Consider the following 13,929-nt stretch of genomic DNA (forward strand, 5'->3'; position numbering starts at 1 on the left):
GTCAGACGAGCTCGATGGCGTCCGCGATCGAATCCAACACCCGGCTCGGCCGGAACGGATACCGTTCGATGTCGGCAAGCTTGGTCGACCCGGTGAGCACCAGAATGGTCTCGAGTCCCGCCTCGATGCCTGCGACCACGTCGGTGTCCATTCGGTCACCGACCATCATCGTGCTCTCCGAGTGCGCCTCGATGCGATTCAGCGCGCTGCGGAACATCATGGGGTTCGGCTTGCCGACGAAGTACGGCTCCCGACCGGTGGCCTTCGTGATGAGCGCCGCGACCGACCCGGTGGCGGGAGTCGGACCCTCGGCCGACGGACCGGTCACGTCCGGGTTGGTCGCGATGAAGCGCGCACCGTCACCGATGAGTCGGATGGCCTTGGTGATCGCCTCGAACGAGTACGTCCGCGTCTCGCCGAGCACCACGAAGTCGGGACCGGTGTCGGTCAGCGTGTAGCCGACCTCGTGCAGCGCCGTCGTCAGACCTGCCTCGCCGATCACGTAGGCCGAGCCGCCCGGCAACTGATCGTGCAGGAACGTCGCCGTCGCCAGGGCCGAAGTCCAGATCGCCTCCTCCGGCACCGTCAGCCCGGAGCGGGCCAGCCGGGCCGCTAGGTCGCGCGGGGTGAAGATCGAGTTGTTGGTCAGCACCAGGAACGGGCGCTTCTTCTCCGCGAGCCGCTGCAGAAAGTCAGCCGCGCCCGGCAGGGCACGTTCCTCGTGCACCAGGACGCCATCCATGTCGGTCAGCCAGCACTGAGCCTTGTCTCGCACGGGACCATCCTTCCAAGCCGACCGGCCCAATGTCAGCGAACGACCACCGACGACGGTGTCCGCGGGTCACCGAGCATGTCCCGGTGCGACGGCGGCCGGCGTCCACCCTCGTCGGTGATGCCGTACCGCTGCCCGAGTTCGGCGCCGATCAGCGTCTGCCCGCTGAGTTCCAGCAGCGCAGGATCCCGATAGAGCGCGTCGATCAGCCGCCCCGTGAACTCGGGGGTCTCGGCGTGCTCGGCGGTCTTGGCCAACGCCTCGGGGTGACCGTCGAACGCGGAGGTGAACTTCTCCGTCAAGAGGATCCCCATCCAGATGGAGATGGTGGCGACGCCCGTGCCGGCGAAGTCGACGGCCATGTCGGCGGCGAGCTTGTCGATGCCCGCCTTCTGCGCTCCGTAGGCCGGTCCATGCATGTAGCAGACCGAGCCCGGCGACGACGTGAACGCGATCAGCCCATGCTCCTGGCCAACCATCAGCGGGGCCGCGCACCAGGACGCTACGTACGACGATCGCAGCCCGACGTCGAGGACGTCTGCAAGCGCAAGTGGCTTCTCCCAGAACGGCTTCGGGTCGACCAGGTCGTCATGGATGGCCGCGGCGTTGTTGACCAGCAGGTCGAGTGCGCCGCTTTCGTCGCGCACCCGGTCGAACAGTCTCGCCACGTCGGCGTCGTCGCGGTGATCGACCACCACCGGAATGCCACCGTCGCCACCGTCGGTCACCGTCCGGCCAGTCAGGTAGACCCGCCAGCCCGAACTCAGCAACGCGGTCGCGATGCCGCGGCCCGCGCCACGGCTGGCGCCCGTTACGACGGCGACGGGGGTTCGGGCGTCGGTCATCAGTGGGTCAGTCGGGTAGCCGCAGTTCGGGCTTCTCGACCTCTTCGATGTTGACGTCCTTGAAGGTGATCACCCGAACCTGCTTGACGAAGCGGGCCGGCCGGTACATGTCCCACACCCACGCGTCGGCCAACCGGAGCTCGAAGTACACCTCACCGTCGGAGTTGCGCGGTACCAACTCGACGCTGTTGGCCAGGTAGAACCGCCGCTCGGTCTCCACGACATAGCTGAACTGGCCCACGATGTCCTTGTATTCGCGGTACAGCGAGAGCTCCATCTCGGTTTCGTACTTCTCGAGATCTTCGGCACTCATCTAGTCAGCGGTCCTCTGGTCGACGTCATCTGGGGCCATCTTTCCTCACCCGTACTCCCTACGCTGCTCCGACTCCGGATCCGACGGATCGTCGACCCACTCGGGGACCTCGCGGACCACGACCTCGGTCCGGCCACCCGCCCGACGCACGTTCACGAACGAATACCGGTGCTCGCTACACGGCCCCAATTCGGCCAGGGCCGCGGTGTGCGTCGGCGTGCAGTAGCCCTTGTGCAGGGCGAAGCCGTAGCCCGGGTGGTCCTGTTCCATCGCGACCATCAGCCGGTCGCGGCTGACCTTCGCCAGCACGCTGGCCGCGGCGATGCACGCCGCCGCCGCGTCTCCGCCGATCACCGGCAGCGACGGCATGGGCAACCCGGGCACCCGGAACCCGTCGGAGAGCACGTACCCCGGCTTCAGCGGAAGCCCGGCCACGGCGCGTCGCATGCCCTCGATGTTGGCGACGTGCACGCCGCGCCGGTCGACCTCGGTGGATGGGATGAACACCACGTGGTAGGCCAGCGCATAGCGGCGAATCAGCGGAAAGAGCCGCTCGCGTTCCTTCTCGGTGAGCTTCTTCGAGTCGTCGAGCGCGGAGAGGCTCTCCAACCTGTTCGGGCCCAACACGCACGAGGCGACCACCAGCGGCCCGGCACAGGCGCCGCGGCCGACCTCGTCGACCCCGGCCACCGGCCCCAGACCGTTGCGGTAGAGCGCGGATTCGATGGTGCGCAGGCCCGAGGACTTGCGGATCACCGTTCTCGGCGGCCAAGTCGCTGGCACAACACTCCTACTGGCTGGAAGTCATTGCTGCGGGTTGAACGTGGTGACGCCGCCCCACCGGCCCGGCGGCCAGGCGATGAACCGCGCCTTCCCGATGACGTTGTCGACCGGCACCGTCCCCGTCGTGGGGTCACCGGTGCACCAGACGCCGGACTGCACGGACGCGGGATCGTTGGCGCAGTGCATCCGTGAGTCGGCGGAATGGGTGCGGTTGTCCCCCATCACCCACAGCCGGCCGTCGGGTACCTTCACGGGCCCGAACTCGTTGCCAAGGCACGTGGCGTAGGGATTGGTTTGTTCGACGTTCATCGTCGTGTAGTTGAGGTACGGCTCGTCGAGTTTCTTGCCGTCGACGGTCAAGCCGGTCGTGTAACGGCACTCGACGGTCTGGCCGCCGACCGCGATCACGCGCTTGACGAGATCGTTCTCGTCGGGCGGCACGAAGCCGATGAACGAGAGCGCGTTCTGCATCCACCGGACCGCGGTGTTGTCGGAGCGGATCGACTTGTAGCCGACGCTCCAGGACGGCGGGCCCTTGAACACGACGACGTCGCCGGGCTCCGGCGACGAGAACCGATAGGTGAGCTTGTCGACCATGATGCGGTCACCGACGCAGCCTGAGCAGCCGTGCAGCGTCGGCTCCATCGACTCGGATGGGATCAGGTACGGCCGCGCGACGAACGTCAGCATGACGTAGTAGAGCACCACCGCGATGACGACCAGGAGCACCGTCTCGCTGGTGAGCGCGGTCAGCACCGTGCGCAGCGCGGACTTCGGTTTGCGGGGCGCATCCTCGGTGGTCCCGTCCGAACCGTCCGTTGTGGCGGCGTCGGAGGATTCGTCGGCGTCGGCGGCAACTGCGGCCGCGTCGGCGTCGTCACGGGATTCGGTCACGGCTTCACCCTAGCGAGCGCGCCGGACGGGGCGCTGGGTCAGCGCTTTTCCTTGATCTTGGCCTTCTTGCCGCGCAGCTCGCGCAGGTAGTACAGCTTCGCCCGGCGGACGTCACCACGGGTGACGACGTCGATGTGGTCGATGTTGGGCGAGTGCACCGGGAAGGTCCGCTCGACGCCAACGCCGTAGCTCTCCTTGCGCACGGTGAACGTCTCGCGAACGCCACCGCCCTGGCGGCGCAGCACGACGCCCTTGAAGACCTGGATGCGCTCCTTGGACCCCTCGATGACCTTGACGTGGACATTGACGGTGTCGCCGGGGCTGAAGACCGGGATGTCGTCGCGCAGCGACGCCTGATCGATGAAGTCCAGCGTGTTCATCGGTGACACTTCCTTGTTGGTCGCGGCTCGGTCTCCTGCGTCGGGTGCGACGCGTCGCCGAGCCCGTTGTCTTCGGTAACTTTGGGGTGTATCTCGCAGCAGACGCGGCGCGTCGTGCGCAGACAACTGGTCAATTGTGCCAGATGGCCCCCCGTGCGACGAAATCGCGCTTGCAGGGTCGCCGTTGGGCTGGTGGAAACGACCCCGACAACGTGCGCACGACTCGCCGAGCCCAAGGCGCGTCACAGCCACCAAGCAGTTAGTCTAGGCGGACGGGGTCGCGGGCCGATGGTGACATCACAGCTCGATTCACGCCCTATCTCGGCACTACGCCTACGAGGAGGGCCATGCACCGCCGGCCATCAAAACTGCTGATGGTCAGTGCCGCAGCGTTCGCGGTCGCGACGGTGGTCGCAGGGTGCGAGGCGAAGGTCTACGGCACGCCACCCGCACCTCCCGGCGCCCCCCAACTCACCGTCGTCGCCCCGCTCGGCAGCATGGCTCCGCTTCCCGAGGCGCCACCCGACGACCCCGTCGCCGCCTTCACCGGGCTGGCCGACCGCGAACGTCTGGCCACCGCCGAGGCGTCCAAGTCCGGCGCCGACATCACCGTCGCCATCCTCGACCGCAACACCGACCAACTGGTCACCAACGGCAGCGGCGGCACCATCGCCATCGCCTCGGTGGTCAAGCTGTTCATCGCCGACGACCTGCTACTGCAGGTGGCCAAGGGTCAGACGGTGTTGTCGCCGGACGACCGCAAGATGCTCGACGTCATGCTGCGGTCCTCCGACGACAGTGCCGCCGAAGTCTTCTGGAATCGCAGCGGTGGCAGCGCGATCATCAACCGAGTCGTCGCCCGCTATGGGCTTGGTTCGACGCGCCCGCCGGGCAACGGGCGGTGGTTCAACACCATCAGCACGGTGTCGGACCTGGTGCGCTACTACGACATGATGATGGCCGGCACCGGCGGGTTGCCGCCCGAGCAGGCCAGCATCATCCTGTCCAATCTGGCGGCGTCGACACCGATGGCGATCGACGGGATGATGCCCGGCGGCGTCTACCCGCAGCGCTTCGGCATTCCGGACGGTCTGTACGCCGAACCCGTTGCCGTCAAACAGGGTTGGATGTGCTGCATCGGCGCCGACTGGATGCACCTGTCCACCGGTGTGATCGGGCCCGAACGCCGCTACATCATGGCGATCAGCTCGATGCAGCCCACCGGCGACTCGTCGGTCGCGCGCGACACCATCACCCAGGCCGTGAAGACCATGTTCCCCGGCGGGCACATCTAGCCCACCCAGCTAGTCGAGCAGATCGGGCCTGCGCTCGCGGGTGCGCTCGAGCGCCTGCTCCCGCCGCCAGGCGGCCACCTTGGCGTGGTCGCCCGACAGCAGCACCGGCGGCACGTCGAGCCCCCGCCAACTCGGCGGGCGGGTATAGCTCGGCCCCTCTAGCAGCCCATCGGAATGCGAATCGTCCAGGTGGGAAACGGGATTGCCGAGCACGTTGGGGAGTAGCCGCACGACGGCCTCGACCATCACCAGCACCGCGGACTCGCCGCCCGCAAGTACGTAGTCGCCGATCGACACCTCCTCCACCCGCATGCGGCGGGCGGCGTCGTCGACCACGCGTTGGTCGATGCCCTCGTAACGGCCGCAGGCGAATGCCAGGTGGTCTTCGCCGCCCCAGCGTTGGGCATCGGCCTGGGTGAACAACCGCCCCGCCGGGGTGGGGACCACCAGAAGCGTTTCGTCGGAACACACCTCGTCGAGCGCGGCGCCCCAGATCGGCGCCGTCATCACCATTCCGGGCCCGCCGCCATAGGGTGCGTCGTCGACCGCCTTGTGCACGTCGTGGGTCCAGCGGCGCAGATCGTGCACGGCGAGCTCGACGATGCCCGCTTCGATGGCCTTGCCCGGCAACGCTTGTCGCAGTGGCGCGAGGTAGTCCGGGAAGATGGTGACGACGTCTATGCGCATGTCACTCCAACTCCAGGAGGCCCTCTGGCGGGTCGATGTCGACGATCCCGTCGTCCAGCGAAACCGCCGTGACGATCGCCTCGACGAACGGCACCAATAGCTCGGCCGCGCCGTCGCGTTTCACCGCCAGCAGTTCACCACCAGGAGTGTGAAGCACCTCGGCGACGACGCCGACGACGTCACCACCGACCGTCCGCACGGTCAACCCCTCCAACTGGTGGTCGTAGAACTCGTCGGGGTCCTCGATCGGGGGAAGCTCGGTGGCGTCGACGACGAACAGCGTGCCCCGCAGCGCGTCGGCGGCGTCCCGGCTCGCAACGCCGGATAGCCGGACGAGCAGTCGGCCGCCATGCGGGCGCGCGGCATCGACGACGAAGTTGCGTTCGGCGCCGCCGCGACTTGGCTTGCCGCGCAGCGTGTTACCGGGAGTGAAGCGGGCTTCGGGGTCGTCGGTGCGAACGTCGACGACGACCTCACCGCCGATGCCGTGAGCCTTGACCACCCGCCCGACGACGAGATCCATGGGGATTACTGGTCGGTGTCCACCACGTCGACGCGGATGCCTCGGCCGCCGATGCCGGCGACCAGCGTGCGCAGCGCGGTCGCCGTGCGTCCGCCGCGGCCGATGACCTTGCCCAGGTCGTCGGGGTGCACGTGCACCTCGACGGTCCGCCCGCGACGGCTGGTCACCATGTCGACGCGGACGTCGTCAGGATTGTCGACGATTCCCCGAACGAGATGCTCGACGGCGTCGACGACGACGGAGCTCATTCGGCAGGCGCAGCGTCGGCGGGCGCGTCAGCCGCCTCAGCCTCGGCTGCGGGCTCCGCAGGCGCCTCGTCGGCGGATTCGGCAGCCTCTGCTGCCTCTTCCTTCTTGGTCTTCTTCTTCTTCAGCTGCGTCGCCGCACCGGTGGGTGCCTCGTCAGCGGCGGCCAGCGCGGCGTTGAACAGGTCCAGCTTGGACGGCTTGGGCTCCTTGACCCTCAGCGTGCCCTCGGTGCCGGGCAGGCCCTTGAACTTCTGCCAATCGCCGGTGATCTTGAGCAGCGCCAACACGGGCTCGGTGGGCTGAGCGCCAACGCCCAACCAGTACTGCGCACGCTCCGAGTCGATCTCGATGAGGCTCGGATCTTCCTTCGGGTGGTACCGGCCGATGACCTCGATGGACCGACCGTCACGGCGATTGCGCGCGTCGGCGATCGCGATGCGGTACTGGGGGTTGCGAATCTTGCCGAGCCGAGTGAGCTTGATCTTGACAGCCATGGTGCAGCCACTTCTCCTGTTGCGTTTGCCACGCTGCAATTCAGCGATAGGGGCGGACGTGCCCGTATCCGGTTTTGCCTTACGTGTGTGACCGCCGCGCAGCGCATCGAGCGAATCGAACCGTGTCGCGCGGTAGACAGTCGCCCATTGTGCCAGAGCGTGCAGGTCGTAGGGAAATCGCCGACGATGGCCCTCGACCGTGCCGTTTCGTACGCGACACGCCGCGCAGGGCGTATCGAATCGCACAATCGCGGCCTTCGGGGCGCCGGTGGTTTCGTGCCTAGCCGCTTCGGGCCACGGTCCACTACACCGTGGGTTTCGGCGAGCTCAGCTCGTCGAACGCCGAACACACCCTGGGCTCAGACGATGCGGTCGAAGCACTTCGTCTCGACGCGCCGCGTCATGCGCCAGCCTGCGTCGGTGCGGATGAACTCGTCGTCGTACCAGAGCCCACAGAACAGGATCTGCCCGTCTTCGGAGAGCTTCATCGGGTTGAAGCAGATGATGCGTGACGTGGCGGTGTCGCCGGTGATCGTCACGTCGAAGTTGCCGATCAGGTGCGAGTACGCCGGGAAGTTGGGCAGCACCTCCGCCAGCCACTTCTTGACGTCCGGGAACTGGCCGTCGATGCCGCCCATGGCCCGGTAGTCGATGTAGGCGTCGTCGGTGAAGACGTGGTCGAGGTCGTCGAACTGGCGCTTGTCGATCGCCGTGGAGTAGTCGACCAACAGCTGCTGCAGTTCCAGACGGTCGGAGATCTCTTCGAGGCTCAGCACGCCTTCGATTGAACACCGTCGGCGACCGTCAGGCTTGCGGACCCTCCGCCGGCGGCCAGTGCTCCCCCGGTGACGCCTCACCGGGCTCGGTGTGGTCCCCGCGCGACAACGGCACCCACTGCTCGCTTGGGGCCGGCTGCTTCGACGACGGGAAGTCGCGGAGCTTGCCCGAGGGATTGGCGTCCCACTTGGCGAACGTCAGCGGGGTCTGCAGCCACGCATGCAACAGGTTGTAGGTCGCCTCCAACGAATCCAAGTGGGTGCGCTCCCAGCCGTGGCTGCCGTCGAGTCCGAAGCCCACCAGCGCCGCCCGCGTGCCCGCGCCCGCCTCGATGGCCGCGGCGGCGTCGGACCGGTAGTAGCGGAAGACGTCCCGCGCATACGGAATGCCGTGCTTGTCTGCGAGGCGGCACAGCTTGCGGGTCAGGTGGTAGTCGAACGGCCCATGCAGGTCCGCCATCGGGATGGTCACGCCGTCCTCGATGGAGTGCTGCCCTGGCGCACACACCGCGTTGTCCACCGAGACGAGTTCCGCGACGTCGGGTGGGAGTCCGTGGCTGGCGCCGTGGCCGACCTCCTCGGTGATGGTGACCATGATGGTGCTGCGGTGCGGCAGCAGGAGCTTTCCCTCGGCGGAGTTCTTGGCCAGCGCGAGCGCTACCGCGACGCCTGCCTTGCCGTCGAGGTGGCGCGAGACGATGAACCCGTCTTCGGTGAGTTCGGGGCTGGTGATGAACGCGACGAAGTCGCCGACCTGCAGGCCGAGGTCCTCGAGCTCGGCGCGCGAGGACACCCTTCGGTCGACGCGGACCTCGACGTGTTCCCAGTCCGTCGGCTGGGTGTCGATCTCGTCGCCGAAGGCGTGCCCGCTGGCCTTGAGCGGCATGACCGTTCCGGTGATGAAAGCCTCGGGATCGTCGGCGAAGATCCGCACCCGCGCCCCCGTGGCGAACCGTGCGGAGAACGTGCCGACGGGAATCAGCTCAAGCCTGCCGTTGTCCTTCAGCTGGCGCACCATGCAGCCGATGGTGTCGGCGTGGACCACCAGCGCCCTGTCGATGGTGGCCGAATCGCCCGGCAGCTCGGCGGTCAGCGCCCCGCGGCGGGTCAGTTTGAACGGCACGCCGACGTCGTCGAGGATGTCGCCGATCAGTTGCATCACCGCATCGGTACGGCCCGACGGGCTCGGGGTCTGCAGCAGCGCGAGCAGGGTGTCGATCATCCAGGCCCGGTCGGCCTCGGGCATTGCCGCACGTTCGGACAAGGCGCCTCCCTTCTGAAGCGTTGAGCCGGTCAGGCCTGATCCAGCGGAACAGGCTGCCAGGCCCATGGTGTCGCGGCGGTACGGGGGAACAGCAGGTCGACGAAGGCCTTTGCGGTGGGGCGTGGTTCGTGGTTCGCCAACCCGGGCCGCTCGTTGGCCTCGATGAAGACGTAGGCGTCTCCCTCGACCGAGGGGACCATGAGGTCGATGCCGGTGACTGGGATGCCGATGGCGTCCGCCGCGTCGACGGCCACCTGCACGAGCTTGGGATTGACGTCGTCGGTGACGTCGCGGATGGTTCCGCCGGTGTGCAGGTTCGCCGTGCGCCGGACCACCAGCCGCTCGTTGCTCGGCAGCACGTCGTCGAGGCGCCAGCCTCCGTCGCGCACGGTGGCCTCGGTGAGGTCGTCGACGGGGATCGTCGACTCACCGTGCGTGGCCGCCGCACGCCTTCGGCTCTGCGCCTCGACGAGCTGCCTGATCGTGTGCGTGCCACTCCCGATCACTTCCGGCGGTCGGCGGACCGCGGCGGCGATCACCTTTCCGTTGATGACGACGAGGCGCAGATCCTCACCCTCGCAACGCTCTTCGATGATGACGTCGGGACAGTGCTTGGCGGCCAACGCGAGCGCCCGATCGAGGTCGTCCGGCTCCGACACGCCGACGGTGATGCCCGCGCCCTGCTCACCACGCGCCGGCTTCACCACCACCGAGCCCACCTCCCGCATGAACTCGTAGTCCTCGTCGGTGAACGTGGCGTTCTGGCCGCGCGGCACGTTGATGCCCGCGTCGGACACCACCTTGCGGGCCACGCGCTTGTCGTCGCAGCGGCTCATCGCGACCGCATTGGTCAACTCGGACAACGACTCCCGGGTGACCACGCTGGTCCCGCCATGGGTCAGCCGGAGGTAACCGCCCCTGCCGTCGAGCACCTCGACGGTGATCCCGCGCATGATCGCCTCGTCGGCGATGATCCGTGCGTACGGATTGAGCTCGGCGAGCCCCTCGGCTTCCTGTATCGGTGCGAAGAGCTTCTCGTTGATGGCGTTCTTGCGCTTGATGCCAAGCGGGGCGACGCGCTCGAAGCCCATTCGCTCGTAGAGCGCGATGGCACCTTCGTTGTCGTGCAGCACCGACAAGTCCATCTGTGCACGCCCGCGCCGCACGAACTCCTCGATCAGTGACCTGACCAACAGCCCGCCCACGCCAGGGCGGGACAACGTCGGGTCGACCGCCAAGCACCAGAGGCTCGATCCGTTGTCGGGATCGCCGAAGAGTTGCGCGTGATCGATGCCGGTGACGGTGCCCACGACCGCACCCGTGTCATCGTCCGTCGCGACGAGATAGACCATGTGGGGTTCGTTCTGACAGTTGCTCCACATCAGCTCGACGTCGGCGGGAACCATGCGGCACTGCACGTAGATCTGGTTGGTCGCCGCACAATCGTCGATCGACTGAACCGGCCGGACCGAAAGCCCTGGCACGTCGGCCGGCTGGTAGTCACCTGGCCGCGCGAAATCCAGTCGATAGGTGAAGCTCGGGTCGATGAAGAATTCGTGCGGATGCAGCGCGACGAAGACGTGCGGGGCATCGAGGTACATCCCGATGTCGCGACGTCCGCTGGCCTCGGCGCGAAGCGCGTTGCCGAACTGATCGGAGTCGTCGAAGGTCTGGCCGAAGACCAGCCGCCCCCAGCCGAGGTCCTGAATGACACCCGTTGCGGGCTCCGCCTTCGACGTCATCACGGAACGAGCCCGTCGACGTGGCGGGCGAGCCACAGTTCGAGTAGCCCCAACTGCCACAACGGGTTTCCGCGCAGCGGCGTGAGGTTCCCGTTGGGGTCGGCGAGCAGTCCGTCGACGGCCTCCGCCGTGAACAGACCACGGTTGCGCGCCGCCCCGCCGTGCAGGGCGTCGCGGACCAGGTCGAGGTACGGGCCCGCGAGGTGTTTGAGTGCGGGCACCGGGAAGTACCCCTTTGGCCGGTCGATGACCTCGTGCGGAATGACCTTGCGGGCAGCTTCCTTCAACACGCCCTTGCCGCCGTAGGCCGTCTTCAGTTCGGGCGGACAGGTCGCCGCCAGCTCGACGAGCTCGTGGTCGAGGAACGGCACCCGGCCCTCGAGCCCCCAGGCCATCGTCATGTTGTCGACCCGCTTGACCGGGTCGTCGACCAACATCACCGTGGTGTCCAGCCGCAGCGCCCGATCGGTGGCCGTCGCGGCACCCGGATGCGCGAAGTGCTCCAGCGCGAAGTCACCCGCTACGTCGTCGTCGAGCCTCCAGCGCGGCTGCAGGAGCCCGTTGAGCGCGGCGTGGTCGCGATCGAAGAACGCGGTGCGATACCTGGACAAGGCGTCCGCGGCGCTGTCGTCTCTGGCGTGCGCCATCGGCGGATACCAGTGGTAGCCGGCGAAGATCTCGTCGGCGCCCTGGCCGGACTGCACCACCTTGACGTGCTTGCTGACCTCCTCGGACAGCAGATAGAACGCCACGCAGTCGTGGCTGATCATCGGCTCGCTCATCGCCCCGATCGCGTCGGACAGGGCGGGCAGCATGCGTGCGGAGTCGATGCGGATCTGATGGTGGTCGGTGCCGTAGTGGCGGGCAATGACGTCGGAGTACTTGAACTCGTCGCCCTCCTCGCCGCCCGCCGCCTCGAAGCCGATCGAGAAGGTCGCCAGCCCGTGCTGCCCGGCCTCCGCGAGCAGCCCGACGATCAGGCTGGAGTCGAGCCCACCCGACAGCAGACAACCGACGGGTACGTCGGCGACGAGCCTGCGTTCCACCGCGGTGCGCAGCGAGGCGAGCACCGCGTCCTCCCAGTCCCGCTCCGACCAGCCTGCGCGATCGGCCGATCGTTCGAGAACCGGCTCCCAGTAGGTCTTCTCGGTGCGCCTGCCATCCGGTTCGATGCGCATGATCGTGCCGGGCGAGAGCTTGCGCACGCCGCGAAGGATCGTGCGAGGGGCGGGCACGACGGAGTGAAAGGAGAGATAGTGGTGCAGCGCCACCGGGTCGAGCTCGGTGTCCACCCCGCCAGCCGCCAGCAGGGCGGGCAGCGACGAGGCGAACCTGAAGGCGCCTCCCCCGTGCGCGTCCTCGACGTCTGACCAGTACAACGGCTTGACGCCGAGCCGGTCGCGGGCAAGCACCACTGCGCCGGAATCCATCTCGGCGATGGCGAAGGCGAACATGCCCTTGAGGTGGTCGACCACCTGCTCGCCCCACTCGCGGTAGCCCTTGAGCACGACCTCGGTGTCGCTGTGCGAGAAGAAGCGATAGCCCTTCCCGAGCAGCTGCTGACGCAGCTCCGGGTAGTTGTAGATGCATCCGTTGAACGCGACGGTGAGCCCGAGGTCGGGATCGTGCATCGGTTGGTGACCGTGACTGGACAAGTCGATGATGGCGAGCCTGCGATGGCCGAAGGCGACGCCCTCGCGAGCCCAGACCCCGCTGCTGTCGGGACCCCGCGCGACCATGGTGTCGGTCATGGCCGCCACCGCCGTCAGGTCGGCCGGGCGTCCACGCGCAATCTCCCCCGCGATGCCGCACATGTCTTGGAGCTCCTCACGTCGACCGGCTGCCTCCCGCGAGTAGCCGCAGCACGAGCTCCTCAAACCACAAGATCAAGCCAAGTGGCGCAGCGCACAGGAAGAGCTCACGAGCTAGGCCCAGTAGGCTCGGCGGCCATGGTCAGACGATTCCTGGGGATCGCCGCCGTATCCGCGGCCGCCCTTCTCATCGCCACGCTGCCTACCGCCACGCCGATCGCGTCGGCGGACACCGACGTCGCGTCCGTCGGGACGGTTCCGATGCCGGACGGCCCGGCGCCGTCGTGGATCGTCGCGGACCTGGACACCGGCCAGATCCTCGCGGGCCGCGACCAGTACGTGACCCATGCGCCCGCGAGCACCATCAAGACGCTGCTGGCCCTGGTCGCCATCGATGAGCTGCCGTTGGACGCGACGGTGGTCGCCAACGAAGCCGACGCCAAGGTGGAGTGCAACTGCGCGGGGGTGAAGGCCGGCCGGACCTACACCACGCAGCAGTTGCTCGACGGGCTGCTGCTCGTGTCGGGCAATGACGCCGCCAACACGCTGGCGCACATGCTCGGCGGTAGCGACGTCGCGGTGACGAAGATGAACGCGAAGGCGGCGGCGCTCGGTGCGACGGCCACCCGGGCCGGATCGCCGTCGGGACTCAACGGTCCCGGCATCGACGGCTACACCACCCCGCACGATCTGGCCGTCATCTTCCGTGCGGCCTTGGCCACCCCGGTATTCGCGGCCATCACGTCGGCACCCGCCGCGCCGTTCCCCGGCGAAACCGGACCGGTCAACCTCGTCAATCAGGACGAGATGCTGTTCCGCTATCCGGGCATGCTCGGCGGCAAGACCGGATTCACCGACGTCGCGCGCAAGACCTTCGTCGGTGCCGCGCAGCGCGACGGCAGGCGGCTGGTGATCGCCATGATGTACGGGTTGATCAAGGAGGGCGGGCCGACGTACTGGGATCAGGCCACCGCACTGCTGGATTGGGGCTTCGCTCAGGACCGGTCGGCCAGCATCGGCGCGCTGTAGCCGTCAGGCAGCGGAGCTCCGCGTCGAGTTCTGCACACGGGTTGCGTCACGCGGCGTGCAGCGACCCTGGTGC

Annotated in this window: 16 protein-coding genes; 2 read left to right on the forward strand and 14 right to left on the reverse strand. The window is 67.7% G+C overall.

Features of this window, described 5'->3' with window-relative positions; genetic code table 11:
• Position 1: 1 nt before the first annotated feature.
• From SLQ33_RS19140 to rplS, 6 genes are all read right to left on the reverse strand, one after another.
• The gene (locus SLQ33_RS19140; protein WP_413467668.1) at positions 2–742 is read right to left on the reverse strand and encodes an HAD-IIA family hydrolase; all 741 of its coding nucleotides are present in this window, start codon (positions 740–742) and stop codon (positions 2–4) included.
• A gap of 65 nt (positions 743–807) precedes the next feature.
• On the reverse strand, positions 808–1,617 hold the full coding sequence (locus SLQ33_RS19145; RefSeq protein WP_319455439.1) for an SDR family NAD(P)-dependent oxidoreductase: 810 nt from the start codon (positions 1,615–1,617) through the stop codon (positions 808–810).
• Positions 1,618–1,624: 7 nt separating this feature from the next.
• Complete coding sequence (locus tag SLQ33_RS19150; protein WP_102142913.1) at positions 1,625–1,930, reverse strand: DUF2469 domain-containing protein; 306 nt, start codon at positions 1,928–1,930, stop codon at positions 1,625–1,627.
• A 45-nt stretch (positions 1,931–1,975) separates the two neighbouring features.
• Positions 1,976–2,713 (reverse strand): ribonuclease HII, encoded by a 738-nt coding sequence (locus SLQ33_RS19155; protein WP_319455440.1) that lies wholly within the window; start codon positions 2,711–2,713, stop codon positions 1,976–1,978.
• 21 nt (positions 2,714–2,734) lie between these two features.
• Complete coding sequence (gene lepB / locus SLQ33_RS19160; protein ID WP_319455441.1) at positions 2,735–3,607, reverse strand: signal peptidase I; 873 nt, start codon at positions 3,605–3,607, stop codon at positions 2,735–2,737.
• Between the two features lie 38 nt (positions 3,608–3,645).
• Positions 3,646–3,987 (reverse strand): 50S ribosomal protein L19, encoded by a 342-nt coding sequence (gene rplS, locus SLQ33_RS19165; protein ID WP_319455442.1) that lies wholly within the window; start codon positions 3,985–3,987, stop codon positions 3,646–3,648.
• A gap of 347 nt (positions 3,988–4,334) precedes the next feature.
• Between rplS and SLQ33_RS19170 the strand changes: the two genes are divergently transcribed.
• The gene (locus SLQ33_RS19170) at positions 4,335–5,282 is read left to right on the forward strand and encodes a hypothetical protein (RefSeq protein WP_319455443.1); all 948 of its coding nucleotides are present in this window, start codon (positions 4,335–4,337) and stop codon (positions 5,280–5,282) included.
• A gap of 9 nt (positions 5,283–5,291) precedes the next feature.
• On the opposite strand, the gene trmD is transcribed toward SLQ33_RS19170, so the two are convergent.
• From trmD to SLQ33_RS19210, 8 genes are all read right to left on the reverse strand, one after another.
• On the reverse strand, positions 5,292–5,969 hold the full coding sequence (gene trmD, locus SLQ33_RS19175; protein WP_319455444.1) for a tRNA (guanosine(37)-N1)-methyltransferase TrmD: 678 nt from the start codon (positions 5,967–5,969) through the stop codon (positions 5,292–5,294).
• Between the two features lies 1 nt (position 5,970).
• On the reverse strand, positions 5,971–6,492 hold the full coding sequence (rimM, locus tag SLQ33_RS19180) for a ribosome maturation factor RimM (RefSeq protein WP_319455445.1): 522 nt from the start codon (positions 6,490–6,492) through the stop codon (positions 5,971–5,973).
• A 5-nt stretch (positions 6,493–6,497) separates the two neighbouring features.
• Positions 6,498–6,740, reverse strand: a complete 243-nt coding sequence (locus SLQ33_RS19185) for an RNA-binding protein (protein WP_003881089.1) — start codon at positions 6,738–6,740, stop codon at positions 6,498–6,500.
• Positions 6,737–7,234, reverse strand: a complete 498-nt coding sequence (gene rpsP / locus SLQ33_RS19190) for a 30S ribosomal protein S16 (RefSeq protein ID WP_319455446.1) — start codon at positions 7,232–7,234, stop codon at positions 6,737–6,739. The genes SLQ33_RS19185 and rpsP overlap by 4 nt, the downstream gene beginning before the upstream one ends.
• 359 nt (positions 7,235–7,593) lie before the next feature.
• Positions 7,594–8,010, reverse strand: a complete 417-nt coding sequence (locus SLQ33_RS19195) for a nuclear transport factor 2 family protein (RefSeq protein WP_319455447.1) — start codon at positions 8,008–8,010, stop codon at positions 7,594–7,596.
• Positions 8,011–8,038: 28 nt separating this feature from the next.
• Complete coding sequence (locus SLQ33_RS19200; RefSeq protein ID WP_319455448.1) at positions 8,039–9,274, reverse strand: osmoprotectant NAGGN system M42 family peptidase; 1,236 nt, start codon at positions 9,272–9,274, stop codon at positions 8,039–8,041.
• A 29-nt stretch (positions 9,275–9,303) separates the two neighbouring features.
• Positions 9,304–11,016, reverse strand: coding sequence for an N-acetylglutaminylglutamine synthetase (ngg, locus tag SLQ33_RS19205; RefSeq protein ID WP_319455449.1), 1,713 nt, complete (start codon positions 11,014–11,016; stop codon positions 9,304–9,306).
• Entirely contained in the window at positions 11,016–12,830 is a 1,815-nt protein-coding gene (locus SLQ33_RS19210; RefSeq protein WP_319455450.1) for an N-acetylglutaminylglutamine amidotransferase, read from the reverse strand. Before SLQ33_RS19210 ends, ngg begins: the two co-directional genes overlap by 1 nt.
• 135 nt (positions 12,831–12,965) lie before the next feature.
• Between SLQ33_RS19210 and SLQ33_RS19215 the strand changes: the two genes are divergently transcribed.
• Positions 12,966–13,856, forward strand: a complete 891-nt coding sequence (locus tag SLQ33_RS19215; protein WP_319455451.1) for a D-alanyl-D-alanine carboxypeptidase family protein — start codon at positions 12,966–12,968, stop codon at positions 13,854–13,856.
• Positions 13,857–13,929: the final 73 nt, after the last annotated feature.

Origin of the sequence: Mycobacterium sp. RTGN6 (assembly GCF_033804605.1) — a bacterium.
GTDB lineage: Bacteria > Actinomycetota > Actinomycetes > Mycobacteriales > Mycobacteriaceae > Mycobacterium.